The sequence below is a fragment of the Bacillus sp. AFS031507 genome (genome assembly GCF_002584635.1).
GTDB lineage: Bacteria > Bacillota > Bacilli > Bacillales > Cytobacillaceae > Neobacillus.
Genome location: NZ_NUOW01000002.1, coordinates 310,485 through 335,740, shown reverse-complemented (window position 1 = coordinate 335,740; position 25,256 = coordinate 310,485). Strand labels below are relative to the sequence as shown.

22 protein-coding genes and 1 pseudogene are annotated in these 25,256 nt (G+C 42.9%); all 23 read left to right on the top strand.

Translation table 11 applies throughout. The features are described from left to right. Positions 1-20: 20 nt before the first annotated feature. Positions 21-107 (top strand): annotated as a pseudogene (locus COE25_RS03565) (sulfite exporter TauE/SafE family protein); the annotation flags it as partial. 287 nt (positions 108-394) lie between these two features. After that, the gene (locus tag COE25_RS03560) at positions 395-679 is read left to right on the top strand and encodes a YhdT family protein (RefSeq protein ID WP_098931000.1); all 285 of its coding nucleotides are present in this window, start codon (positions 395-397) and stop codon (positions 677-679) included. Further along, a complete protein-coding gene (panF, locus tag COE25_RS03555; protein ID WP_098930998.1) occupies positions 676-2,127 on the top strand; it encodes a sodium/pantothenate symporter in 1,452 nt (483 codons plus the stop codon). The genes COE25_RS03560 and panF overlap by 4 nt, the downstream gene beginning before the upstream one ends. A 106-nt stretch (positions 2,128-2,233) precedes the next feature. Further along, complete coding sequence (locus COE25_RS03550) at positions 2,234-2,473, top strand: DUF2198 family protein (protein WP_256942472.1); 240 nt, start codon at positions 2,234-2,236, stop codon at positions 2,471-2,473. A gap of 220 nt (positions 2,474-2,693) precedes the next feature. Then, positions 2,694-4,673, top strand: a complete 1,980-nt coding sequence (gene uvrB / locus COE25_RS03545; protein ID WP_088089579.1) for an excinuclease ABC subunit UvrB — start codon at positions 2,694-2,696, stop codon at positions 4,671-4,673. A 7-nt stretch (positions 4,674-4,680) separates the two neighbouring features. Beyond that, on the top strand, positions 4,681-7,554 hold the full coding sequence (gene uvrA / locus COE25_RS03540) for an excinuclease ABC subunit UvrA (RefSeq protein ID WP_098930996.1): 2,874 nt from the start codon (positions 4,681-4,683) through the stop codon (positions 7,552-7,554). A 329-nt stretch (positions 7,555-7,883) separates the two neighbouring features. Further along, complete coding sequence (locus COE25_RS03535; protein WP_088089577.1) at positions 7,884-8,198, top strand: magnetosome magnetite crystal formation protein family; 315 nt, start codon at positions 7,884-7,886, stop codon at positions 8,196-8,198. A 40-nt stretch (positions 8,199-8,238) separates the two neighbouring features. Next, positions 8,239-9,348 (top strand): DUF4097 family beta strand repeat-containing protein, encoded by a 1,110-nt coding sequence (locus COE25_RS03530; protein WP_098930994.1) that lies wholly within the window; start codon positions 8,239-8,241, stop codon positions 9,346-9,348. 15 nt (positions 9,349-9,363) lie between these two features. Continuing rightward, a complete protein-coding gene (locus COE25_RS03525) occupies positions 9,364-9,729 on the top strand; it encodes a phage holin family protein (protein WP_098930992.1) in 366 nt (121 codons plus the stop codon). A gap of 378 nt (positions 9,730-10,107) precedes the next feature. Then, a complete protein-coding gene (gene hprK, locus COE25_RS03520) occupies positions 10,108-11,043 on the top strand; it encodes an HPr(Ser) kinase/phosphatase (RefSeq protein WP_088089574.1) in 936 nt (311 codons plus the stop codon). 21 nt (positions 11,044-11,064) lie between these two features. Beyond that, on the top strand, positions 11,065-11,883 hold the full coding sequence (gene lgt / locus COE25_RS03515; protein ID WP_098930990.1) for a prolipoprotein diacylglyceryl transferase: 819 nt from the start codon (positions 11,065-11,067) through the stop codon (positions 11,881-11,883). A gap of 30 nt (positions 11,884-11,913) precedes the next feature. Further along, positions 11,914-12,858: a nucleoside recognition domain-containing protein gene (locus COE25_RS03510; protein ID WP_088090567.1), complete on the top strand. Its 945-nt coding sequence runs from the start codon at positions 11,914-11,916 to the stop codon at positions 12,856-12,858. Then, positions 12,851-13,495 (top strand): pyrophosphatase PpaX, encoded by a 645-nt coding sequence (gene ppaX, locus COE25_RS03505; RefSeq protein WP_088089572.1) that lies wholly within the window; start codon positions 12,851-12,853, stop codon positions 13,493-13,495. Before COE25_RS03510 ends, ppaX begins: the two co-directional genes overlap by 8 nt. Positions 13,496-13,500: 5 nt before the next feature. Then, positions 13,501-14,028: an acyltransferase gene (locus COE25_RS03500; protein WP_098930988.1), complete on the top strand. Its 528-nt coding sequence runs from the start codon at positions 13,501-13,503 to the stop codon at positions 14,026-14,028. A 301-nt stretch (positions 14,029-14,329) separates the two neighbouring features. Continuing rightward, positions 14,330-18,046 (top strand): bifunctional 2',3'-cyclic-nucleotide 2'-phosphodiesterase/3'-nucleotidase, encoded by a 3,717-nt coding sequence (locus COE25_RS03495; protein ID WP_098930986.1) that lies wholly within the window; start codon positions 14,330-14,332, stop codon positions 18,044-18,046. Positions 18,047-18,556: 510 nt separating this feature from the next. Beyond that, positions 18,557-19,729 (top strand): ATP phosphoribosyltransferase regulatory subunit, encoded by a 1,173-nt coding sequence (locus COE25_RS03490; protein WP_088089569.1) that lies wholly within the window; start codon positions 18,557-18,559, stop codon positions 19,727-19,729. Further along, complete coding sequence (hisG, locus tag COE25_RS03485) at positions 19,722-20,360, top strand: ATP phosphoribosyltransferase (RefSeq protein ID WP_098930984.1); 639 nt, start codon at positions 19,722-19,724, stop codon at positions 20,358-20,360. Before COE25_RS03490 ends, hisG begins: the two co-directional genes overlap by 8 nt. A 1-nt stretch (position 20,361) precedes the next feature. Then, positions 20,362-21,642 (top strand): histidinol dehydrogenase, encoded by a 1,281-nt coding sequence (gene hisD / locus COE25_RS03480; protein WP_098930982.1) that lies wholly within the window; start codon positions 20,362-20,364, stop codon positions 21,640-21,642. 27 nt (positions 21,643-21,669) lie between these two features. Continuing rightward, complete coding sequence (gene hisB / locus COE25_RS03475) at positions 21,670-22,257, top strand: imidazoleglycerol-phosphate dehydratase HisB (RefSeq protein WP_088089566.1); 588 nt, start codon at positions 21,670-21,672, stop codon at positions 22,255-22,257. A gap of 85 nt (positions 22,258-22,342) precedes the next feature. Next, a complete protein-coding gene (gene hisH, locus COE25_RS03470; RefSeq protein ID WP_098930980.1) occupies positions 22,343-22,969 on the top strand; it encodes an imidazole glycerol phosphate synthase subunit HisH in 627 nt (208 codons plus the stop codon). Continuing rightward, positions 22,966-23,688: a 1-(5-phosphoribosyl)-5-[(5-phosphoribosylamino)methylideneamino]imidazole-4-carboxamide isomerase gene (gene hisA, locus COE25_RS03465; protein WP_088089564.1), complete on the top strand. Its 723-nt coding sequence runs from the start codon at positions 22,966-22,968 to the stop codon at positions 23,686-23,688. Before hisH ends, hisA begins: the two co-directional genes overlap by 4 nt. Positions 23,689-23,743: 55 nt before the next feature. Further along, on the top strand, positions 23,744-24,505 hold the full coding sequence (gene hisF / locus COE25_RS03460; RefSeq protein ID WP_088089563.1) for an imidazole glycerol phosphate synthase subunit HisF: 762 nt from the start codon (positions 23,744-23,746) through the stop codon (positions 24,503-24,505). Continuing rightward, the gene (gene hisIE / locus COE25_RS03455) at positions 24,502-25,119 is read left to right on the top strand and encodes a bifunctional phosphoribosyl-AMP cyclohydrolase/phosphoribosyl-ATP diphosphatase HisIE (protein ID WP_088089562.1); all 618 of its coding nucleotides are present in this window, start codon (positions 24,502-24,504) and stop codon (positions 25,117-25,119) included. The genes hisF and hisIE overlap by 4 nt, the downstream gene beginning before the upstream one ends. Positions 25,120-25,256 lie beyond the last annotated feature (137 nt).

Genomic DNA, 25,256 nt, shown 5'->3' with positions numbered 1-25,256 from the left:
GACTAAGCCAAAACAGCTGTGAAAATCCATTCGGTTCTTTTATGTTAGGATTTAGTTTTTCACTAGCATTCTGTCCGACTATGTTTCTACTATTCTTTGTTACATTAACTTATTGGTCTTTATAACCCTGATACAAAACAAAAAACAACGAATGAGAATCGTTGTTTTTTTGTTTTGTAAGTATTATTAAATAAAGAAGTTTATTACTATTTAGGATTGTTGCATCATTCCCAAATTTACCTATGGCATCCCTTATTTTCTAATAGGACGGAAACTTTACGCAAGGGGATAGATTATTATATGATATTTTGATTGTTTTCAATTGGTTATTTTTTCATTATTGGGTAAAATAACTTGATGATGTTAGAGAGAATTTTCACCCTGGAGGAATCAAATGAAAAAAAGCAGCAATCCACTGGACAAGCGTTTCAAGATCGCTCACAGAGAAGCCCTAATTGGAATTATTCTTGTTTTGATTAATTTTATCTGGTGGTACGGTTTTGCGTATGGGCTTGGTTCGGCCAAAGTAGAACAATATTCGTACATATATGGTTTGCCAGCATGGTTTTTTTACAGCTGTATTCTTGGCTTTATTGTTATGGTTATACTCGTTATTTTTGCCGTAAGAGTTTTATTCAAGGATGTTCCCTTTGAAGTGGAAGAGGGGGAAATCAAGTGAACTGGGCCGTCATTACACCATTACTTATTTTCTTATTGATTATCTTCGCTGTTGGGATGTGGTCAAACAAATTTGTTATTAAATCCAATTCTTTCTTGGAGGAGTACTTTTTAGGGGAACGTCAAATGGGCGGATTCATCCTGGCAATGACGATGGTTGCGACGTATGGAAGTGCCAGCAGCTTTATCGGAGGGCCCGGGGTTGCTTATACGCAAGGATTAGGCTGGGTCCTGCTTGCTATGGCCCAGTTAGCAACCGGTTATTTTACATTAATGGTATTGGGGAAGAAATTTGCGATTATATCCCGTCAGTACAAGGCAATCACCTTAATTGACTTTCTAAAAGAGCGCTATAAAAGTAAAGCGGTTGTGTTATTCTCAGCCGCAAGTATTATCATCTTTCTGTTTTCATCGATGACCGCCCAATGGATTGGCGGAGCACGTTTGGTAGAAAGTTTAACAGGTTTGCCATATACGACTGCTTTATTAATCTTTGCTTTTTCAGTCCTCGTCTTTGTTATTGTAGGCGGCTTTCGTGCGGTTGCGATCACAGACACCATCCAAGGTGTAGTCATGTTTGGGGGAACGTTAATCCTTCTCATTGCAACGATTAAAGCAGGCGGTGGAATTCCGAAGATCATATCAGATTTAGCAGCGGAAAATCCTAATTTAATCAGTCCCTATGGTGCAGAACGTAGTTTAACGCCATCCTTTGTCTCTTCTTTTTGGATTTTAGTAGGAATTGGCGTCGTCGGCTTGCCGCAAATTGCTGTCAGAGCGATGTCTTATAAAAATTCAAAGGCCATGCATAGTGCGATTATTATTGGAACTATTGTCGTCGGTTTTATCATGCTGGGTATGCATCTCATTGGCGTGTTCGCAAGACCGGTTCTGCCAGGTGTGAAAATCGGCGATACTGTTATGCCTTTGTTATCGATGAAAGTACTGCCGCCCTATGCTGCGGGCATCGTTCTCGCTGCACCGATGGCAGCCATCATGTCGACGGTGGACGCTCTATTAATTTTGGTTAGCTCTGCTATTGTAAAAGATGTCTATTTAAATTACATTAAGCCGGATGCAGGGAACGACCTTGTGAAAAAGGTTAGTTTCAGCGTGACGGCGATTATTGGAATTGTAGTCATTCTGTTCTCGTTAAGTCCACCTGATTTAATCGTTTGGTTGAATCTGTTTTCTTTTGGGGGACTCGAGTCGGTCTTTATTTGGCCGGTTATTTTAGGATTATATTGGAGTAAGGGCAATAAATATGGAGCAATCACTTCGATGGTTTTAGGGATGGGGTCTTATATTTTATTAGATCAATTTTATCCAAATGCATTTGGGTTTCATACGGTGGTCCTCCCTATTCTGCTTTCTCTCCTGGGATTCGTGGTAACTAGTTTATTTACACAGCAAAACGAAGGTATAATCAATGTTAGAATGGAAAAATAAGCCAATACGCTTCGGAAGGCAGTTCATGTATCATTTTTGTTGCAATTATGTGCAATAATTTCTAGAATGAATTAACAGAGATTAATGTATGAATGAGGTGTACTCATTGGAAACCGTTATTCGATATTTTTCAGCACTTATTCTTCCAGGGCTGCTGGTCTTGCTTTTTACAAGGGTTACTTACAACCGGGTCATCGGGCTAATTTTAACCGTTGCCCTGATTGCTACTTCTGTATATAAAGGGTATACCAATACATTTATGCTCATTGTAGTGGATGCCTTTTCGTTAACAGCAGGGTTTTGGATGGCTGAAAAAATGAAGCAGAGGGTCATTAATAAGAGTTAATACATTCGAAGTTTTAGTGAGTCTGTCAGGAAACTGGCAGGCTTTTTGTGTTGAAATTTTAAAAAAACGAATATTCGTTCGCATATTATTGGTTTGTTTTTAGGGGAATGTGGTAAAATGTTAATATGAATTTTATGGATACACTTGAAAGCAACCATCCCGGTCCATAACAAGGTACATATGCTGAAAAGTGATTGATATTTCGGGAGGGGGAATATTTGTGAAAGACCAATTTGAATTAGTTTCAAAGTACTCGCCACAAGGGGATCAGCCCGAGGCAATCAGACAATTAGTCGAGGGTATTCGAAACAATAAACGCCAGCAGACGCTGCTTGGCGCTACAGGTACGGGTAAAACATTTACGATTTCCAACGTGATTAAAGAAGTAAATAAACCTACCCTTGTCATCGCCCACAACAAAACACTAGCTGGACAGCTCTACAGTGAGTTTAAAGAATTTTTCCCAAACAACGCAGTCGAGTATTTTGTCAGTTATTATGATTACTTTCAGCCAGAGGCTTACGTCCCACAGACCGATACCTTCATTGAAAAAGATGCTAGTATCAACGATGAAATTGATAAACTGCGGCACTCAGCGACATCTTCCCTATTCGAACGGAAAGATGTGATTGTGATTGCGTCTGTTTCCTGTATTTATGGATTAGGTTCTCCTGAAGAATATAGTGAAATGGTGTTATCGCTCAGAACGGGAATGGAAGTGGAACGCAATCAACTATTGCGCCGATTAGTCGATATCCAATACGACCGAAACGATATCGATTTCAAGCGCGGAACTTTCCGTGTCCGTGGCGATGTTGTTGAGATTTTCCCTGTTTCTCGTGATGAGCACTGCATGCGTGTCGAGTTTTTTGGTGATGAAATTGATCGGATTCGAGAGGTCGATGCATTAACCGGAGAAATCATTGGGGAACGAGAACATGTAGCGATTTTTCCAGCATCCCACTTCGTTACAAGGGAAGAAAAGCTGAAAATTGCGATTGAAAATATTGAAAAAGAACTGGAAGGTCGTCTGGAAGAACTGCGAGATGATAATAAATTGCTCGAAGCACAGCGACTTGAACAGCGCACCCGCTATGACCTGGAAATGATGCGTGAAATGGGTTTTTGCTCTGGGATTGAAAATTACTCGCGCCATTTAACCTTAAGGGATGCGGGCTCGACACCTTATACACTGCTTGATTATTTTCCAAAGGACTTTTTGATGGTGATTGATGAGTCGCATGTTACCTTACCGCAAGTGAGAGGGATGTTTAACGGGGATAAAGCGCGGAAACAAGTGCTTGTTGATCATGGCTTCCGTCTGCCATCGGCGCTTGATAACCGGCCGTTAATGTTTGATGAGTTTGAAAAGCATATCGAGAATATCATTTTTGTTTCGGCTACACCTGGACCATACGAGCTTGAGCATACGCCGGAAATGGTTTCGCAGATTATCCGCCCGACAGGACTTTTGGATCCAACACTTGAGGTCCGTCCAATTGAGGGGCAAATCGATGACTTGATTGGTGAAATTCACGAACGGGTTAGGAAAAATGAACGTGTCCTGGTTACCACTTTGACGAAAAAAATGTCCGAGGACCTAACCGATTATCTAAAGGAAATCGGTATCAAAGTTCAATATTTACATTCGGAGGTTAAGACACTCGAACGAATTGAAATTATCCGAGAACTACGTCTCGGCAAATATGACGTTCTCATCGGAATTAACCTGCTCCGAGAAGGACTGGATATACCAGAGGTTTCGCTCATCGCGATTCTGGATGCCGACAAGGAAGGATTCCTTCGTTCCGAACGGTCGTTAATCCAAACGATTGGCCGTGCCGCCCGGAATGCCCATGGACACGTCATAATGTATGCAGACAAAATCACAAACTCGATGGAATTAGCAATAAGTGAAACGAAACGCCGTCGTGCCATCCAGGAAGAATATAATCGCAAGCATGGAATCACGCCAATGACGATTCAGAAAGATATTCGCGATGTCATCCGTGCCACCCATGCAGCAGAAGATCAGGAAGATTACAAACCAGCGGCATCATTTAGTAAAATGTCGAAGAAAGAAAAAGAAAAACTAATTGCCACGATGGAAAAAGAAATGAAGGTCGAAGCCAAGGCGCTAAATTTTGAACGCGCAGCTGAGCTTCGTGATTTAATATTGGAACTTAAGGCGGAAGGATGACGTTACAATGGCAATGGAAAAACTGATTGTGAAAGGCGCCAGAGCCCACAATTTGAAAAATATAGATGTCACCATTCCGAGAGATAAGCTTGTTGTACTGACGGGACTTTCCGGCTCAGGAAAGTCCTCGCTTGCCTTTGATACGATTTATGCAGAAGGACAAAGGCGCTATGTCGAATCCCTGTCTGCCTATGCGCGGCAATTCCTTGGACAGTTGGATAAACCGGATGTGGATGCGATTGAGGGTCTCTCTCCGGCCATCTCCATCGATCAAAAAACAACAAGCCGGAACCCTCGTTCAACGGTCGGTACGGTGACAGAAATCTATGATTATTTACGGTTATTATTTGCGAGGGTCGGACACCCAACCTGTCCAATTCATGGAATTGAAATTTCCTCGCAAACGATTGAGCAAATGGTCGACCGTATTTTAGAATACCCGGAACGGACCAAAATGCAAATCCTTGCCCCTGTTATTTCAGGCCGTAAAGGATCACATGTGAAGGTGTTCGAGGATATCAAGAAACAAGGATTTGTCCGTGTCCGTGTGGATGGGGAAATGATTGACCTTGGTGATGACATCGAACTTGAAAAAAACAAAAAGCATTCGATTGAGGTTATTATCGACCGGATCGTTGTCAAGGAAGGGGTATCGGCAAGGATTGCCGATTCACTCGAGACAGCGCTGAAACTGGGCGAAGGTAAGGTTATTGTTGACGTTATCGGACAAGAAGAACTGTTATTTAGTGAAAATCATGCCTGTCCGCACTGTGGTTTTTCAATTGGAGAACTAGAACCTCGGATGTTTTCCTTCAACAGTCCGTTTGGCGCCTGCTCAGAATGTGATGGGCTTGGCTCTAAGCTTGAAGTCGATCTCGATCTGGTTATTCCTAATCGTGATTTGACACTAAAAGAGCATGCGATTGCCCCGTGGGAGCCAACAAGTTCTCAATATTATCCGCAGTTGCTTGAGGCCGTATGCAATCATTTCGGTGTGGATATGAATACCCCTGTTAAGGAAATCCCTGAACACTTGTTGGAAAAAGTCCTCTATGGGGGTGGTCGTGAAAAGATTTATTTCCGCTATGAAAATGATTTTGGCCAGATTCGTGAGGGCAATATTGAATTTGAAGGTGTCATCCGAAATGTTGAGCGCCGATACAAAGAGACAAGCTCAGATTACATCCGTGAGCAAATGGAAAAATACATGGGCGAGCAGGCATGTCCAACTTGTAAAGGATATCGTTTAAAAAAGGAAACCTTGGCTGTCCTAATTAATGGACGTCATATTGCCCATGTTACCGACCTTTCGATTGAAGAAGCGAATCAATTTTTTGCAGAATTGAAGCTATCAGAAAAAGAAATGCAAATTGCCAAATTAATTTTCCGTGAAATTAGTGAACGGCTAGGTTTCTTAATTAATGTCGGTCTCGATTATTTAACACTGAGCCGGACAGCTGGTACGCTTTCAGGCGGGGAAGCCCAGCGGATTCGCTTGGCCACACAAATCGGTTCGCGTTTAACGGGTGTCCTATATATCTTGGATGAACCGTCAATCGGACTGCATCAGCGGGATAATGACCGCTTAATCGGAGCATTGCAAAACATGCGGGATATCGGCAACACCTTGATTGTCGTCGAGCATGATGAGGACACCATGCTTGCTGCCGATTATTTGATTGATATCGGCCCAGGTGCCGGGGTGCATGGCGGTGAAATCATCTCGGCTGGTACACCTGCTGAGGTGATGGCTGACCCGAATTCACTGACAGGTCAATATCTATCAGGGAAGAAGTTTATTCCACTGCCACTCGAGCGCCGCAAACCGGATGGACGTTTTATTGAAATCAAGGGTGCTTCTGAAAATAACTTAAAAAATGTCAATGTGAAGCTTCCGCTTGGTATGTTTATTGCAGTAACAGGTGTATCGGGTTCGGGGAAAAGTACCCTTATCAACGAGATTCTCCATAAATCACTTTCACAAAAGCTGCACCGTGCAAAAACAAAACCTGGTGAACATAAAAGCATTAAAGGAATTGAGTATCTAGAAAAAGTCATCGATATCGATCAGTCGCCAATCGGCCGAACACCCCGTTCGAATCCTGCCACCTATACCGGGGTTTTCGATGACGTCCGTGATGTGTTTTCGAACACAAATGAAGCGAAAGTCCGTGGTTATAAAAAGGGCCGCTTCAGCTTTAATGTGAAGGGCGGACGCTGCGAAGCGTGCCGCGGTGATGGGATTATCAAAATTGAAATGCACTTTTTACCCGATGTGTATGTACCTTGCGAAGTCTGCCACGGCAAGCGATATAATCGTGAAACCTTAGAAGTAAAGTACAAAGGAAAAAACATTTCAGATATCCTCGATATGACCGTGGAAGCTGGAGTTGAATTTTTTGAAAATATTCCAAAAATCAGCCGCAAGCTGCAAACCATTTATGATGTTGGCCTCGGATACATTAAATTAGGGCAGCCGGCGACAACTTTATCTGGAGGAGAAGCGCAGCGCGTCAAGCTCGCTTCTGAACTGCACCGTCGCTCGCAAGGGAAATCCTTTTACATTTTAGATGAGCCGACAACAGGTCTTCATGTCGATGACATTTCACGTTTGCTCGTTGTGCTGCAGCGCTTGGTTGATAATGGCGATACTGTGTTAGTGATCGAGCACAATCTCGATGTCATTAAGGCAGCCGATTACCTTGTCGATCTTGGACCTGAGGGCGGCGACAAGGGCGGAACGATTGTGGCAACCGGAACACCTGAAAAGATAGCCGAAGTTCCTGAATCATATACGGGCAAGTACTTAAAACCAATTCTTGAACGTGACCGGTTACGAATGAAACAGGAAATTCAAGATAAGAGTACCATAAAAGCATAGGTAGTATAGAAGAGCCGAAATTCGGAGGGGATGCCTTCTTAATTCGGTTCTTTTTTATAAACTTATTTAGAAGCTGGAGCCGTAAATGTGGGTTTGGCGGAATCATCGCTGGAATCGGCGGAATAAGTTTGAGAGTTCGCGGAATAAATAGTGAGGTGGGCGGAATAAATTCAAAGTTTGGCAGAAATCCGGATCAAGTTGGCAGATTCCAAACCAAAAAGCTGCCTAATTCAAACGCCAACCAAGAAGGCACCCACTTTTTCTAAAAATATACGAAACTTTCTCCTCTCCCATTTCGTAAATAAACGATAAAGGAGTTGGGCTCAAAAATGGAAACGAGAAAGGTTCTTTCAAGCTTGTGCTATTTTAGTATTTTTTTCGCTGGGTTTATTTTTCCGCTGATCGTGTTTATCGCGACGGGAGATGAAGTCACAAAAAGACATGCCAAAAAGTCACTACTATCTCATTTAATTCCACTTATTCCAACACCATTTATTGTTTTCGGTATCTACTATGATTTCGCCACTATTCAAGACAGAGTGCCTGCTTTTACCATTATAAGTATGGTTGTCCTTTTGATTATCTGGCTTGTTGTCGTCATATGGAACATTATCAAAGGCGTAAAGGTCTTAGTTTCTGAATAAGTATAAAGTGAGACAAATTTATGATTCTGGGGTGGAAAAGATGAAAGAAGAAAAAAAGCGGATCTTAAAAATGGTTGAAGAAGGCAAGTTGACCGTTGATGAAGCTGTAACATTGCTTGATGAACTCGAACAGGCCCAGCAGACGATGGAGCAGAAGCAAGAGCAAATAGTGAATGAACTCTCGACAGCTGTGAATTTTGAAGAAACGAAAAAGGAAGACCCCTTACAGGCGAAATACCAATCGACAAAGGAGAAGATTTTTGATTTTGTCGATTCAGCATTAAAAAAAATCAAAGATTTTGATTTTGATTTGAACTTTGGCCAATCCATTGAAATCTCTCATATTTTCCACCAAGGTGATGTCGACCTGACAAATATGGACATTGATGTAGCTAATGGGTCCATAAAGATTGCTGCATGGGACCAGCCGGATGTACGAATTGAGTGCCAGGCGAAGGTATTTAGGGTTGAAAACTCAGACCAAGCGAGGCAGAACTTTTTAAGAGATGTCGTTTTTTCTGTTGAGAATCAGAGATTACGTTTTATGACACAGCAAAAGTGGATGAAAGTTGATTCCGTTATTTATGTGCCAAAATCTGAGTATGAGCGCGTGCGTATTAGGATGTTTAATGGCACAATATTAGGGGAAGAAATGAATGTAGCTGACCTAAGGGTGAAAACCGCAAATGGGAAAATAAACCTTGAACGGATAAAAGGAAAAAAAGCAGAGGTTGAAACAGCGAACGGAAAAATCAAGATTATCAACAGTCAAATTGATGATCTTGAGGCAGAGACCATTCACGGGGGAATCAAACTTGATGGTGATTTCAAAAAAGTTGAAACGCAATCCTTTAATGGAAACATCAGCTATAATGTAAACGGAAATCGCGCAGAAGTAATACAAGTAAAAGCGACCACTGGCGGGATCGACCTATTCGTTCCTGAAGGGTTGCCAGTAAATGGAGAGCTAAAGACCAATCTTGGCGGTTTTAATTTGCACCTAGTCGGTGTGCAGGTACTGGAGGAGAAAAGCGAGATGATTCAGAAATTGCTCCGCTTCCAATCTATTAATCATCCTGATAAAATGGTGAAAATCTATGCTGACACAAAAACTGGTTCCATCGCGATTCATAAATCACAAGATGTATAACTAGGAGAGCCGAAAATGAGATGGCTGATTGGATGTTTAATTAATGCGGTTTTATTTATGGCACTTGCGGGTTATTTTCACGAAAGCTTTCAATTAACTGGATTTAGCGCCGCACTTCAGGCAAGCATTTTATTGTCTATATTAAATGTTTTGGTGCGCCCGCTCCTGGTTTTATTTACTTTGCCAGTAACAGTTTTAACCTTAGGGTTGTTTCTATTTGTCATCAATGCCATTACGCTTGAACTGACGGATTATTTGATGGGTGATGCCTTTGAGATTTCTAGTTTTGGCATGGCATTCTTTTTCGCTCTACTTATGTCACTTGTAAACTTGATTATTCAAAAAACGCTTCTGCAACCATCAAGAAAATCGAAGGATTAATGGGAAGGGTGTTCACCTAATTAATAGGTGTGCACTCTTTTTTTGAAAAAAATATCCAAATCAATTTTTTAGACAGGAAAGTATGGTTATTCATTAAAAAATGCTAAAATGAATGGAAATGGAATTTTTATGTTTTCAAAATTTATTGCTGTCTAGCTCCAGGCGCCATCGGCTCGAGGTCATACGCCAATCCGTCAAGAAGGTTAAAGAGCAACCTTCATGCCGGCTCGTCTTATGCTTGGCTACATAAAGCTAACGCTTTATGTACGCAGTAAGGGAGACTAATTCTCTGGCAACGCTATGCTTGCCATCGAAAAGTCTCCCTATATCGCCGATAGGCAGGCGCCTTACGCTTTTCTAGTAAAGGAGGATGTTTCCATGCCGAAAGTTCGTACCAAAGATATAGTAGAGAAATTTAATCTTGAATTGGTCAGCGGTGAAGAAGGAATTAACCGCCCGATTACTATGAGTGACATCTCCCGTCCAGGAATTGAAATTGCTGGATATTTTGAATTTTATCCCGCGGAACGTATTCAACTCTTAGGAAAAACAGAACTATCATTTTTTGAAATGCTTTCCGAAAACGAACGGATTTCAAGAATGGAACGTTTATGTACCGATATCACTCCAGCGATTATTGTCACCCGAGATATTGAGGTACCCAAAGAGCTGATTGAAGCATCAGAGCGTGAATCAGTTCCTGTTCTACGTGTGGGCATGAAAACGACCCGTTTCTCCAGCCGCCTAACCAATTACTTAGAGAGCAAGCTGGCGCCAACGACGGCTGTCCATGGTGTCTTAGTGGATGTTTATGGGATTGGTGTGTTAATTACAGGAAAAAGCGGTGTTGGTAAAAGTGAAACCGCATTAGAATTAGTCAAGCGCGGTCATCGTCTCATCGCGGACGATTGCGTGGAAATTCGTCAGGAAGACCAGGATACCTTAGTTGGAACGTCTCCGGATTTAATCGAGCATTTACTAGAAATCCGCGGTTTAGGGATTATCAATGTGATGACTCTGTTCGGTGCAGGTGCAGTCCGCAGTAATAAACGCATCACGCTCGTTATGAATTTAGAAATTTGGGACTCCAAAAAACAGTATGACCGTCTTGGTTTGGATGAAGAGACAATGAAAATTATCGACACGGATGTACCTAAGTTAACCATCCCCGTTCGTCCGGGACGAAATCTCGCGGTTATTATTGAAGTAGCGGCCATGAATTTCCGTCTGAAACGAATGGGCGTGAATGCTGCGCAACAATTTACCGAGCGCTTGTCTGATGTCATTGAAGACGGTGACCATGAAGAGATTTAAAGGGGAAGAGGAGATAGACAGATGAACGAAACAATTCAACCGCTAAATCCGATTGCCTTTACACTTGGGCCTATATCGGTGCATTGGTATGGGATTATTATTGGATCAGGTCTGGCACTTGCCTTGTACCTTGCCATAAGGGAAGGTAATCTGCGGGGACTTGATAAAGACACGTTTGCAGATTTAATGCTATGGGCCATTCCGATTGCGATTATTTCGGCCCGAATTTATTACGTTATTTTTGAATGGGATTATTATGTCAAACATCCGGCGGATATCCCGCAAATTTGGAATGGAGGCATCGCCATTCACGGTGCATTAATTGGCTCCGTCCTGACCGCCTATGTGTTTTCCAAAAAACGCGGCCTTTCTTTCTGGAAGATTGCTGACATTGCCGCACCAAGTATTATTCTCGGACAGGCAATTGGCCGCTGGGGTAATTTCATGAACCAGGAAGCCCATGGCGGAGAAGTAACAAGAACCTTCCTAGAAAACTTACACTTGCCTACATTTATTATTGATCAAATGTATATTAACGGAACCTACTATCATCCAACGTTCCTTTATGAATCTCTCTGGGACTTTGCAGGCTTTTTCCTATTAATTTTCTTACGTCGAGTCAATTTCCGGCGCGGGGAACTGTTCCTAACCTATGTGATTTGGTATTCGATCGGCCGCTTTTTTATCGAAGGTTTACGGACCGATAGTTTAATGCTTGGAAGTCTTCGGATGGCGCAAACGATTTCGATTGCATTAGTGATTGGTGCACTAGCCATTCTCATTTATCGTCGAACAAAGCAAATTTCGGGGAGACGTTATTTAGATCAAGAGAATCTCTAACAGGAATTCTTAAAGGAGAGTATGGGGGAAATGCTATTTAATTCATTGAAAAAGGGGTTGCTGGTTGGCTTTAAGACAACATGGACATTGGGAAAAGTTATCTTTCCTGTGACCCTGATCGTGGCCGTACTGCAGTATACACCCGTACTGCCATGGATCATTAAAGTGATTTCCCCGCTTATGAAGCTGATCGGCTTGTCAGGGGATGCGGCCATTCCGCTTGTACTTGGGAATTTTCTCAACCTTTATGCGGCGATTGGAGCAATTTTAACGCTTGATTTTTCGGTAAAAGAAGTGTTTATTTTAGCAGTAATGCTGTCATTTTCACATAATTTATTTATTGAATCAGGCGTTGCCATGAAAGCCGGTGTAAAGCTGTGGATTGTTCTCGTCACAAGACCAGGTCTTGCCTTGCTTTCCGCAGCAGTGATTAATCTTGTCTGGCATGGCGGCGGAGAAACTGCTAAATATGGATTTATTGAGCAGAGTGCTGAACCTGCAGTGGGAGTCGGCGGAATTCTCCTTGAAGCCATTCAAAAAGCAGGGCTGGGTATATTGCAGTTGGCCATGATTGTCATTCCGCTTATGATCGTGATTCAAATCTTAAAAGACTTACAATGGTTAAATAAGTTTTCAAAAACGATGGCTCCGGTTACCAAAACCTTGGGCATGCAGGAGAACACTTCGACCACGATGGCAGCCGGCCTATTGTTCGGCTTAGCCTATGGTGCGGGTGTGATGATTCAGGCAGTTAAAGAAGATGGAGTCAGCAAAAAGGATATTACCTTGGCGTTTATTTTTCTAATGGCCTGCCATGCGGTTGTTGAGGATACGTTAATCTTTATTCCGCTTGGTATTCCGGTATTGCCGTTGTTTCTCATCCGGATCGGGGTTGCAATTGTGTTAACCTTAATTGTCGGTACGATTTGGAAACGCTCGGGGCTTGTGAAAAGAAAGGAAGCAACCTATGACTAACAAAATTACCACGATTCTATTTGATTTAGACGGAACATTAATTGACACGAATGAATTAATTATTACGACCTACCTGCATACACTGGAAAAATACTACCCAAGCAAGTACCAGCGTGAGGATGTGCTGCCATTTCTCGGACCTACGCTGCACGAGGCGTTTGGCAGTATCGACCCTGATCAGGTCGAGGAAATGATTTTGGAATACCGCACCTTTAACATTGCTAATCATGATAGGCTAGTGAAGGAATTTATCGGTGTCTCGGAAACGGTTCGATCCTTAAAAGAAAAAGGGTATAAGCTCGGAGTTGTAACGACGAAACGTCATGATGTGACATTGAAGGGTCTGCGTCTGATGAACCTTGAATCATTTTTTGAGGTAATTGTTGCTTACGAACATGTCAGCAAGACCAAGCCTGATCCAGAACCGATAGTTAAAGCATTAGAACAGCTGGATTCTTCGCCTGAAGAGACGATGATGGTCGGCGATAATTACCACGATATTTTAGCAGGCAAAAATGCTGGGACTGTAACGGCTGGCTGTGCGTGGTCGATTAAAGGTAGAGAGTATATTGCAAAGTACGAACCAGATTATATTCTAGAGAACATGGCCGACTTATTAACCATTCTCGGGGAGTGAAATGAGTGAGAAATACGATCCGCTATCCCGTTGAAGGGGCAAATTCCTTATGGCACGTCTACAAGACTGTGCCTTTTTGGAAGGTTGTCAGAAATTTTATTGTGATCCAACTGGCACGCTATACGCCATTCTTGGGGATGAAGAATTGGCTCTATCGTGTTTTTCTGGGCCTTAAAGTGGGTGAGCAGACCTCCTTTGCCTTAATGGTTATGCTGGATGTCATGTTCCCAGAAAAAATCAGCGTCGGCCGCAATACCGTCATCGGCTATAACACGACCATTCTTGCGCATGAGTATTTAATTAAAGAATACCGGCTGGGTCCGGTAGTTATTGGCAGTGAAGTGATGATCGGTGCAAATTCGACAATACTTCCAGGCGTGACGATTGGTGATGGGGCGATTGTCTCGGCGGGAACTTTAGTTCATAAGGATGTTCCTCCTGGATGTTTTGTTGGTGGAAATCCGATGCGACTTATTTACACGAAAGAAGAACTAGAAAAGCGTTGGGCAGAAGACCCGATTTATAGAAAGTAGATGAACCTGGTCAATTTTGACTAGGTTTTTTTTGATATTTTTAAAATACTTCAAAAAAACAGTTTTTAAGGCACATTTTTGTTCTTGATGCAGAACCTTATAATAGTAGTGCATCTATACGAAAAGATTCAGTCCCGTTTCATAGAATAGGTATCGGCAATTTTTTAATAGTTTACATTTCTATTAAAAATTTGCCGTTTTTTGTCGGGATCTTTTGAAAAGGGGAGGATTACCTTTACATAATCTCGTGGTCTGTGTTCTTAGTAGAAAGAATAATCCAAAGGGATAGGTGATAAAGCATATGAAGAAAAAGAAATATATTAGTAGATTAAGCAAATTGGCTGCCACAGCTTTGATACTTAGTACTATTGTCTCACCCGCATTACCTTATAATGTAAAGGCTGCTTCCGGAAACAAAGCTACTCTACGAATCTTAGAAACTACTGACCTACATTCTAATGTTTTACCATATGATTATTTCAAAGATGCACCAGTTACGAATTATGGATTAGCTAAAACAGCGACATTAATCCAACAAGCTAGAACTGAAGTTGACAACTCCATGCTATTCGATGCGGGTGATACGATTCAAGGAAATCCACTAGCAAGTTATGTAGCAAAAGTAAATAAACTTGGACCAAATGATACCCATCCTATTTACAAGGCAATGAACTATTTAAAATATGATGCGGGTATTGTGGGTAACCATGAATTTAATTATGGTTTAGATTACTTAAAAGATGTTCAGGAAGAAGTACAATTTCCGATTGTAAACGCAAATATCTATGAAGATGATCATGATTCCAACCCTGATAATGATGTAAACTATTTTACTCCATATCAAATTATTGATAAAACGATTAAGGATAGCGCTGGTAATGTATCAACCATTAAGGTTGGGGTCATCGGTTTCGCTCCACCGCAAATCATGCAGTGGGATAAAGATAACCTAACAGGTCATGTCATTACAAAAGATATTGTTGCCCAAGCTAATAAATTTATCCCGCAAATGAAGGCGGATGGAGCAGATGTAATTGTTGCCATAGCACACTCTGGCTGTGATATCGCTGCGGAAGGCCAAGAAGCAGCAGAGAATGCCGTGTACGATTTAACAAAAGTACCTGGCATTGATGCCATGCTGTTCGGACACGCTCACGTAAACTTCCCTGGCGATGCATCATTTAACGGCAAGACTGGAATCGATAACACAAATGGAACAATTAATGGTGTTCAAGCTGTTGAAGCAGGCTTCTGGGGCAATAACCTTGGTGTGCTTGACTTAGCGCTTGTACAGGATCCAAATGGCAAGTGGACTGTTGATAAGGCTAATTCTAAATCGGTTAACCGTGCCGTTACGGCTGATACTGCTTCAGACGCGACAATTGTTAGGGATACACAAGCTATTCATGACCAAACACTTGCGTATGTACGTGGAAAAATCGGTACGACGGAGATTCCAATGCACAGCTTCTTCACACGTGTAATGGATGATGCTTCCACACAAATTGTTAACAATGCGCAAATGGATTACGTGAAAAAAGCGATTGCGAATACAGAATATAAGAATTATCCAGTCTTATCTGCGGCAGCACCGTTTAAGGGCGGCCGCGGCGGTGTAGCTGACTACACAAACATTGCAAAAGGCGATGTAACTATCAAAAGTGCAGCTGATTTGTACTTATTCGATAACACCTTAAAAGCGGTTGAAGTAACAGGTGATCAAGTAAAAAGATGGCTTGAAGAATCAGCTAAACAATTCAATACGATTGATCCTAATAAAGCAGGAAATCAAGATTTACTTGATTACGATTTCCGTCCATACAATTATGATGTCATTGACGGTGTTAAGTATCAAATTGATGTAACCAAGCCAAAAGGAGAGCGCGTTGTTAATTTAACAATGATGGATGGGACACCTGTTCAGATGGACCAAAAATTCATCGTTGCGACGAATAACTACCGTGCGGGTGGAAGCGGCGGTCTAGCTGAATTGAAGAATGCTAAAGTGGTAGTTGATTCTCCATTCGAAAACCGTCAAATTTTAATGGACTATATTTCGACTAAAGGTACAATTAACCCTGTTGCAGACAACAACTGGAAGATCGCACCGGTTGGCGGTATTGCCAAAGTAGTATTCCACTCTGCTCCGGATGCTACGGCATACCTTGGGCAACAACCGGAGGTAAAAGACCTCGGAGCATCAACAACTAAAGCAGGATACGAGTTATTTGAATTAGACCAAAACGTTCATGTTCAATTATTAGGAATCAATGACTTCCACGGTCAATTGGACTATTCCACTAAGGTTTCTGGCCGTGATGTCGGCGGAATTGAATACTTAGCTGCTTACCTAAAACAAAGAGAAGCAACTAACCCCGCTAATACCTTAATGGTACAAGCTGGAGACTTAGTAGGGGCAAGCCGTCCAGTTTCTGCGCTATTACAAGATGAGCCAACCATCCGTTTTATGAACGAAATCGGGATGGACATTGGTACCATCGGTAACCATGAATTTGATGAAGGCGTAACAGAAATGAAGCGTTTAATCAATGGTGGTGCCCATCCAAAAACGGTTGAAAAGTATGGTGAATTTGAAGGAGCCGACTTCCAATATGTTGTTGCCAACGTGGAGGATGAAAAAACAGGCGAATTAATTTTACCTCCATATGCAATCAAAGAAGTGGATGGGGTAAAGATTGGCTTCATCGGTGTCGTTACAACAGAAACACCAAGTATCGTTACGGCAAGCGGTGTCGCAGGCGTTAAATTCACAGATGAAGTTGAAGCAGTCAATAAATATGCGGCTGAGTTAAAAGGCAAAGGTGTAGAATCTATCGTGGTTCTTGCCCATGATCCTGGAACTTCAGCAACAAATGGGGACAATCCAACAGGTAAAGTTGTCGATATGGCCAAAGCAATTGATGATGAAGTTGACGTTATCTATGGTGCCCACGACCATAAGTATTTGAATTCAACAGTTGATGGTAAATTGTTAGTTCAATCCTATTCTTATGGTACAGCTTTTTCTGATGTTGATTTGACCATTGACCCAGTCACACAAGACATTGTCGAGAAACATGCTGAGGTTGCATCCACCTTCAGAGATGCCATTACTCCTGATGCACAAATCAAAGCAGAACTTAATGAATACCAGGCAGATATTGCCCCAATCACAGGCCAAGTAGTTGGGGAAGCGGCTGCTCCGATTTCTCGGACTGCAAATGCAGACGGAGAAACGGCACTTGGTAACCTGATTGCTGATGGAATGAAAGCAGCTACAAACACCGATTTTGCCTTTATGAACGTTGGCGGTATCCGTGATGAAATTAAAAAGGCGGGTCCAATCACTTGGGGCGATCTATTCGCCATCCAGCCATTCGGAAATGATATCGTGACAATGAACCTTACTGGTGAGCAAGTAAGAACATTATTAAATCAACAGTTTGCAGCAGACAGAAACCGTATCATGCAAATTTCAGGCTTAAAGTATACTTGGACCAATAATTTACCGCTTGGGCAAAAGGTGCTCGATATTTACCTGCCAAATGGTTCGAAAATTGATCCAAATAAAGTTTATTCTGTTACGGTTAATAACTTCATGGCTGACGGCGGCGATGGCTTTGTTGTTCTGAAACAAGGAACAGAGCGCGTTACTAGGATGACTGATATAGACGCGTTTATTGATTACGTAAAATCCTTTACCGGATCAATTTCAGCAAAAATTGAAGGTAGAATTATGATTGATAATGTGGCACCTAACGCGCCGCAGGTTGGACAAATCATTGCCCCTGCTAAGAACGTTACAGGAAAAGCAGAGGCTGGTTCAACGGTTAAAGTTTTTGAAGGAGAAACAATGCTAGGCAGTGCGGTAGCTGATAAAAACGGAGTATTCACTATTTCATTTAAATCAGCACAAACACATGGGAAAGTCCTAACCTTCACAGCAACGGATGCAGCTGTGAATACAAGCAACGCTACTTCCGTTACTCTTGTTAAAAGCAATTCAAAGTTTTGGTAAAAAACTAGCGTAGTAATCTGAAGCGCCTCTGAAACTTGTCAGAGGCGCTTCTTTATTATGGTCGAAAAATAAATAGGATGAAATATTGAAGTCTGGTTTTCGCAACCAGGCTTTTTTTGTAGTAAACTTACTATTAAATTACTCTTTCGCGGAATAAATCAGGAAATTGGCGGAATTCATGGTCTTGTTGGCGGAAATCCACTAAAGTTTGGCGGAATCCTATCCAAGTTTGGCGGAAATCCCTCAAACTTTGGCGGGAATCTCCTCCGAGTCAAATCAAATTCCAAAGCTATAGCAATAATTTTCTGAGTTTTGGCGGAATTCAATCAGAGTTTGGCGGAAAACTATCTAGATTTGGTCCATTCCTTCAAAATTTCATTGACGAATAGTTTCACTAAGGGTAAACTAAAAATACTTTAATTCATTATCACATTAGCAGACTAAAGCATTTAGAAAATATGCAATATGCAATATAAAAACAAAGTAATCTAACGATAAAGGATGAGCAGGATGAGTCGCTTGTTTATGTTTGAAAAGCCTTTAGGCATGAGAGACACGCTGCCGGAGTTATATGAAAAGAAACATCGTGTTCGGACCTTAATGGAGGATACGATCAAACTTTGGGGCTGCCAATTTATTGAAACACCTACACTGGAATACTATGAAACCGTTGGAACCGCATCAGCCATTCAGGATGCCCAGCTTTTTAGATTGCTTGACAAAGAGGGGCATACGCTCGTTTTGAGGCCTGACATGACAGCACCGATTGCCAGAGTAGCAGCATCGAAACTATTGCAGGATGACATGCCGCTTCGGTTAGCATACTCTGCGAACGTTTTCCGGGCGCAGCAACGTGAAGGCGGCCGCCCTGCTGAGTTTGAGCAAATCGGTGTAGAATGCTTGAATGACGAAACGGTTTCTTGTGATGGAGAGGTCATATCATTACTTATTTCTTCATTGAAAAAAGCAGGATTATCGGAGTTCCAAGTATCTATCGGCCATATTGGCTTTGCCCAGGAATTATTTTTACAAATCCTCGGCACAGATGAGCGAGCCGATTCGTTAAGAAGATTTCTCTATGAAAAAAATTATGTCGGCTACCGCGAGCATGTGAACTCCCTATCGCTATCATCGATTGATAAGCAAAGACTTCTGCAGTTCCTTGATCTTAGGGGCGGGGTAGAAATAATTGGAACAGCACTCGACCTAATAGAAAATGAAAAAGGCAAGCAAGCTATTTTACAACTAAAGGAATTATGGGATTGTATAAATGATTATGGTGTACAGGATCAAGTCAAATTTGATTTAACCATCGTCAGCCATATGAGCTACTATTCTGGTATTTTATTTGAAGTTTACGCAGGGAATGTTGGCTTTCCAATTGGGAATGGCGGTCGATACAGCTTAATGGAGAAATTTGGAAAAAAAGCAAGTGCAACCGGGTTTGGGGTTCACCTTGATCGGCTTTTAGAGGCACTCGGAAGCTATGATATCGAAAACACAGTGACCTGCATCTTTTTCAGCCAGGAGCAACGAAGAGAAGCCTTTCAATTAGCCGAAAAAATGCATCAACAAGGTAAGAGGACAGTGCTTCAGGATATCAATGGTGTCAAAAATCTGGATGCCTATACAAAGAAATTTGCGGATACTACCTACTTATTAGGAGGGCGTGCCGATGAATAATATACTAACGATTGCGATGCCGAAGGGGCGGATTTTTGAAGAAGCGGCCGAACTGCTTAGAAAAGCTGGTTATCAGCTTCCACCGGAATTCGATGATTCACGAAAATTAATTATAGAGGTTGAAAATGAGGGTCTAAGGTTTATCTTAGCGAAACCGACAGATGTTCCTACCTATGTCGAGCATGGCGTTGCTGATATTGGTATTGCTGGCAAGGATGTATTGCTTGAGGAAGAGCGCGATGTTTACGAACTCCTCGATTTACGTATCAGCGCCTGCTATTTGGCAGTAGCGGGTCTTCCCGGTACGAAAATGAATGATGTTGCACCGAGAGTGGCCACTAAATATCCGAATGTGGCCGAGGCTTATTTTCGTGAGCAGGGGGAGCAGGTCGAGATTATTAAATTAAATGGTTCGATCGAACTGGCCCCAATCATTGGTTTATCAGATCGAATCGTCGATATTGTGTCGACTGGACGGACGATGAGGGAAAACGGTCTCGTCGAGTACGAGAGAATTGTCGATGTAACATCGCGACTGATTGTCAATCCTGTCAGCTATCGGATCAAAGACAATCAGATCGACGATTTAGTGACACGACTTAGTGAAGTAGTTTCAGTGGGGGATTATTAACATGAAAATACTAAAAGTGAGTGAACTGATTTCGATTAAACGTTCGATTGAAGCGGGTACCTCAGAACAGCAGGATGTTGTCAAAAAAATTATTGCGGAGATTCGCACTCGCGGTGACGAAGCGTTAAGAGAGTATACCGAAAAGTTCGACCGTGTGAACTTATCTTCTTTTTCCGTAACAGATAAAGAAATCGAGGCAGCCTATCAGCGGATCGATCAGCATTTTATCTCGATCGTCCAGGAAGCAGCGGAAAATATTCGAGCATTTCATGAAAAGCAGCTCCGGCCATCATGGATGACCACCGAAGAAAATGGAACCGTTCTTGGTCAAAAAATAACGCCGCTTGATTCGGTTGGCGTGTATGTGCCAGGTGGAACGGCTGCCTATCCATCATCCGTCCTAATGAATGTGATTCCGGCAAAAGTGGCTGGTGTGAAACGGATTGTGATGGTGTCACCTCCAGACGACCAAGGTCAATTGCCAGCAGCGGTACTTGTGGCTGCAAAGGAAGCAGGCGTCGAAGAAATCTATAAGGTTGGCGGGGCTCAGGCGATTGCGGCACTCGCCTATGGAACAGAATCGATTCGCTCCGTCGATAAAATTACCGGTCCGGGAAATATCTTTGTGGCGCTGGCAAAACGAGAGGTTTTCGGGGATGTGGACATCGACATGATCGCCGGTCCAAGTGAGATTGCCATTTTGGCAGATGAAACGGCAAGAGCGGACGAATTGGCGGCTGACCTGCTATCACAAGCGGAGCACGACCCGCGGGCCTGCAGTGTTCTCGTGACTCCATCGATAACTCTAGCCGAAGCAGTTGCTTTGGAAGTCGAAAAGCAGCTGGAACTTCTGCCGCGAAAAGACATCGCCGCCCGCTCGATTGCCGACTATGGTGCGATTTACGTAACATCAGATATGGACGAAGCGGTCGAAACCGTAAACCAGTTAGCACCCGAACACTTAGAAGTCATCACAGAAAATGCGATTGAGTTGCTTGGGAAAATTCGTCACGCAGGAGCAATCTTTATTGGTCGTTACAGCTCTGAACCCGTGGGAGACTATTTTGCAGGTCCCAACCATGTCCTGCCGACAAACGGAACCGCTCGCTTTTCCAGTCCACTGAATGTGGACGATTTTCAAAAGAAATCGAGCGTGATTATCTATAGTGAAAAGGCTTTAACCGAGAATGGCGCAAAAATTGCCGAGTTTGCCCGGATGGAAGGGCTCGAGGCCCATGCCAGAGCAGTGGAAATTCGTTTAAAAAATGACGGAAAGTTATAGCTTTCATAAAATAAGGAGGTCCCGTTCGTGGAAAGAATCGCAAGTGTTGAACGAAATACAAATGAAACGCAAATACAATTGAAATTAGAAGTAGATGGTGACGGACAGTCCAATCTTGAAACGGGTGTCCCATTCATGACGCATATGCTTGATTTATTCACAAAGCACGGGCAATTCAACCTTACCGTGGATGCCAAAGGTGATACCGAAGTGGATGACCACCATACAACAGAAGATATTGGCATTTGTTTAGGGCAGGCGCTTCGTGAAGCACTAGGGGACAAGCGCGGCATTAAGCGCTACGGGAATGCCTTTGTACCGATGGATGAAGCTTTGGCACAGGTAGTCGTCGATCTCAGTAATCGTCCGCATCTCGAAATGCGTGCCGAGTTTCCAGGACAAAAAGTTGGCACCTTTGACACCGAGCTTGTTCATGAATTTTTATGGAAGCTGGCATTAGAGGCTCGGATGAATCTTCATGTTATCGTACATTACGGACAAAATACACACCATATGATCGAAGCCGTCTTTAAAGCACTCGGACGTGCCCTAGACGAAGCAACGACCATCGACCCGCGCATCAAAGGCGTGCCATCGACAAAAGGGATGTTATAAAAACCTTGGTGTCAGGCACCATGTGGATGACAAAATTGGTTGGTGTCAGGCACCATGAAAAGGCACCAGGAAAGGGATGTTTTCGATGATTGGCATTGTTGATTATGGGATGGGGAATTTGTTTAGCGTGAGTAAAGCACTTGAGCGACTGGGCGCTGATTATTTCATTTCCGCCAATAAGAAGGAATTGCTTCAAGCTGATGGATTGATTCTTCCTGGGGTTGGTTCCTTTCGTGATGCGATGGAACGCTTGCCAGTGAAGACGATCAAGGAATTTGTGGCAACGGGGAAACCGCTCCTCGGTATCTGCCTTGGGATGCAGCTGTTGTTTGAGCAAAGTGAGGAAAATGGCCCAACGAAAGGTTTAGGATTGTTACCAGGAAGTGTTCGCCGTTTTCCAGGCAGAACACCAGAGGGAGCGACTTACAAGGTTCCTCACATGGGTTGGAACCGGCTTGAATTTGTTAACAACTCACCTCTTTTGAAAAATGTAGAAGAGGATTATGTGTATTTCGTCCATTCCTATTATGTGGATGCAAAAAACAGCGATGTTTTACTGGCAAAGGCGGATTACCACGAACAAGTTTCGGCGGTTGTTGGCAGAGACAATGTGATGGGGATGCAATTTCATCCTGAAAAAAGCAGCAAGCTTGGGATGTCCCTTCTTGATAACTTTTTACAAATGGTGGAGGAAAGGAAGGCAGTCCGATGAGTTTAACAATATATCCGGCAATTGATATGCGTGGCGGCAATTGCGTCCGTCTCCTCCAAGGGGACTATGATCAAGAAACGATTTACGGGAACTCACCGTTTGATATGGCCAAGAGTTTTGCCGCTGACGGCGCAGATTGGATCCACATGGTGGACCTTGACGGGGCAAAGGATGGCAAGCGGGTCAATGACCGGTTTGTGATTGAAGCGGCCAACAAACTTGATGTAAAAATTCAAATTGGCGGCGGGATTCGTTCGGAAGAGGACATCGTTCACTACCTTGAAAATGGGGTGGATCGTGTCATCATTGGAAGCATTGCTGTATCGAATCCGGAGTTTGCAATTGAGATGATTAAGAAATACGGTGGAAAAATTGCGGTTGGCATTGATGCGAAAAATGGCTATGTCGCCACACACGGATGGCTGGATACCTCAGAACTAAAGGCGGTCGATCTTGGCAAGCGCTTTGCAGAAGCAGGTGCTGAGACGTTTATTTTTACCGATATTGCCACTGATGGGACACTTGCAGGTCCTAATATTGCTGCAGTTTGTGAAATGGCAAAAGTGACTGGAAAAAATGTTATTGCCTCTGGCGGAGTAAGCAGTCTTGCAGATTTAAAGGCGATAGCAAAAAACGGGATAAGCGGTGCAATTGTAGGTAAGGCGCTATACGAAAATCGTTTTACCCTGAAGGAAGCATTGGAACTGGCAGTAGTATAACACAGGAGTTTACATAGTATTCCCTGCAAAAAGAGGCATTGGAAGGTGAGAGTATATGACATTAACAAAACGAATCATTCCCTGCCTTGATGTAAAGGACGGTCGAGTGGTAAAAGGCATTCAATTTGTCCAGCTGCGGGACGCGGGGGACCCGGTTGAATTGGCACGATTTTACGATGAGCAAGGTGCAGACGAGCTCGTTTTCCTAGATATCTCAGCATCAGTTGAAGGCAGAAAAACGATGGTGGAAGTAGTCAAGGCTGTCGCTTCCGAGCTGGCGATTCCGTTTACGGTTGGCGGGGGAATCAATGCCTTGGAAGATATGAAGAGAATTCTTCGAGCCGGGGCAGATAAAGTGTCACTGAACACAGCTGCCGTCTTGAATCCGGAGGTCATTAAGGAAGGCGCCAGTTACTTCGGTTCGCAATGTATCGTCGTTGCGATTGATGCAAAATTTGATGAAGAAATCGGGACTTGGCGTGTGTTTACGCACGGCGGCCGGACTCCTACAGACAAACTAGTGGTTGAGTGGGCAAAGGAAGCAGCCGAGCTTGGAGCAGGTGAAATTCTATTAACCAGTATGGACAGTGACGGCGAGAAAAATGGATTTGATCTAGAACTAACGAAAGCAGTTAGTGAAGCCGTTCCGATTCCGGTCATCGCTTCGGGAGGAGCAGGGAATTCGGAACACTTCGAAGAAGCATTTTTAGCAGGAAAGGCAGATGCTGCCCTTGCTGCATCTATCTTTCACTATAAAGAGACATCAGTTCATGAAGTGAAAAGCTATTTACGGGAAAAAGGAGTGACGGTTCGATGAATGTACGGTTTGATGAAAAAGGGTTAGTGCCGGCCATTATCCAGGATGCTGGAACGAAAGAAGTATTAACGCTCGCATATATGAACGAGGAATCACTCGCGAAAACAATTGAAACGGGAGAAACCTGGTTTTTCAGCCGTTCTCGTCAAGAATTATGGCATAAAGGAGCGACAAGCGGCAATACGCAAACGGTTGTCAGCATTAACTATGACTGTGATCAAGATGCATTATTAGTGCTTGTCTATCCCAAAGGTCCTGCCTGCCATACGGGTGCGGTGAGTTGTTTTTCTGAACGGGGCTTTAAGGGGACTTCGAGCTTGGCCGACTATCAGATCCTACAATCGCTTGAAAAAGTGATCGTTGAACGTGAACGTGAGCGTCCAGAAGGGGCATACACAACCTATCTTTTTGAAAAAGGCGTCGATAAGATTTTGAAGAAAGTCGGCGAAGAAGCGGCTGAAGTGATTATCGCTGCTAAAAACCGTGACCCCGAGGAGCTAAGGTGGGAAGCGGCTGATTTGCTTTATCACTTGCAGGTATTACTGGTGGAACAAGGCCTCCCATTCAAAGATATTTTGAGAACATTAGAGGAAAGACACAAGGACCGGTCGTAAAAAGACCGGTTTTTTGCGTTGATTTATAGATAAAGTTAAATTTTTGTATATATCTTAGTCAAAAACCTCAATCCCTTCTCGAACAACTCCATGATGTGGTATACTACCTTAGTTATGTTAAAAATGTGGAGGACTTC

What these genes read in the sequence shown, in the direction of transcription:
- COE25_RS03560 (WP_098931000.1), top strand. Translation starts at nt 395, where the DNA reads ATGAAAAAAAGCAGCAATCCACTGGACAAGCGTTTCAAGATCGCTCAC.
- uvrA (WP_098930996.1), top strand. Translation starts at nt 4,681, where the DNA reads ATGGCAATGGAAAAACTGATTGTGAAAGGCGCCAGAGCCCACAATTTG.
- COE25_RS03535 (WP_088089577.1), top strand. Translation starts at nt 7,884, where the DNA reads ATGGAAACGAGAAAGGTTCTTTCAAGCTTGTGCTATTTTAGTATTTTT.
- COE25_RS03530 (WP_098930994.1), top strand. Translation starts at nt 8,239, where the DNA reads ATGAAAGAAGAAAAAAAGCGGATCTTAAAAATGGTTGAAGAAGGCAAG.
- COE25_RS03525 (WP_098930992.1), top strand. Translation starts at nt 9,364, where the DNA reads ATGAGATGGCTGATTGGATGTTTAATTAATGCGGTTTTATTTATGGCA.
- hprK (WP_088089574.1), top strand. Translation starts at nt 10,108, where the DNA reads ATGCCGAAAGTTCGTACCAAAGATATAGTAGAGAAATTTAATCTTGAA.
- lgt (WP_098930990.1), top strand. Translation starts at nt 11,065, where the DNA reads ATGAACGAAACAATTCAACCGCTAAATCCGATTGCCTTTACACTTGGG.
- COE25_RS03510 (WP_088090567.1), top strand. Translation starts at nt 11,914, where the DNA reads ATGCTATTTAATTCATTGAAAAAGGGGTTGCTGGTTGGCTTTAAGACA.
- ppaX (WP_088089572.1), top strand. Translation starts at nt 12,851, where the DNA reads ATGACTAACAAAATTACCACGATTCTATTTGATTTAGACGGAACATTA.
- COE25_RS03495 (WP_098930986.1), top strand. Translation starts at nt 14,330, where the DNA reads ATGAAGAAAAAGAAATATATTAGTAGATTAAGCAAATTGGCTGCCACA.
- COE25_RS03490 (WP_088089569.1), top strand. Translation starts at nt 18,557, where the DNA reads ATGAGTCGCTTGTTTATGTTTGAAAAGCCTTTAGGCATGAGAGACACG.
- hisG (WP_098930984.1), top strand. Translation starts at nt 19,722, where the DNA reads ATGAATAATATACTAACGATTGCGATGCCGAAGGGGCGGATTTTTGAA.
- hisD (WP_098930982.1), top strand. Translation starts at nt 20,362, where the DNA reads ATGAAAATACTAAAAGTGAGTGAACTGATTTCGATTAAACGTTCGATT.
- hisH (WP_098930980.1), top strand. Translation starts at nt 22,343, where the DNA reads ATGATTGGCATTGTTGATTATGGGATGGGGAATTTGTTTAGCGTGAGT.
- hisA (WP_088089564.1), top strand. Translation starts at nt 22,966, where the DNA reads ATGAGTTTAACAATATATCCGGCAATTGATATGCGTGGCGGCAATTGC.
- hisF (WP_088089563.1), top strand. Translation starts at nt 23,744, where the DNA reads ATGACATTAACAAAACGAATCATTCCCTGCCTTGATGTAAAGGACGGT.
- hisIE (WP_088089562.1), top strand. Translation starts at nt 24,502, where the DNA reads ATGAATGTACGGTTTGATGAAAAAGGGTTAGTGCCGGCCATTATCCAG.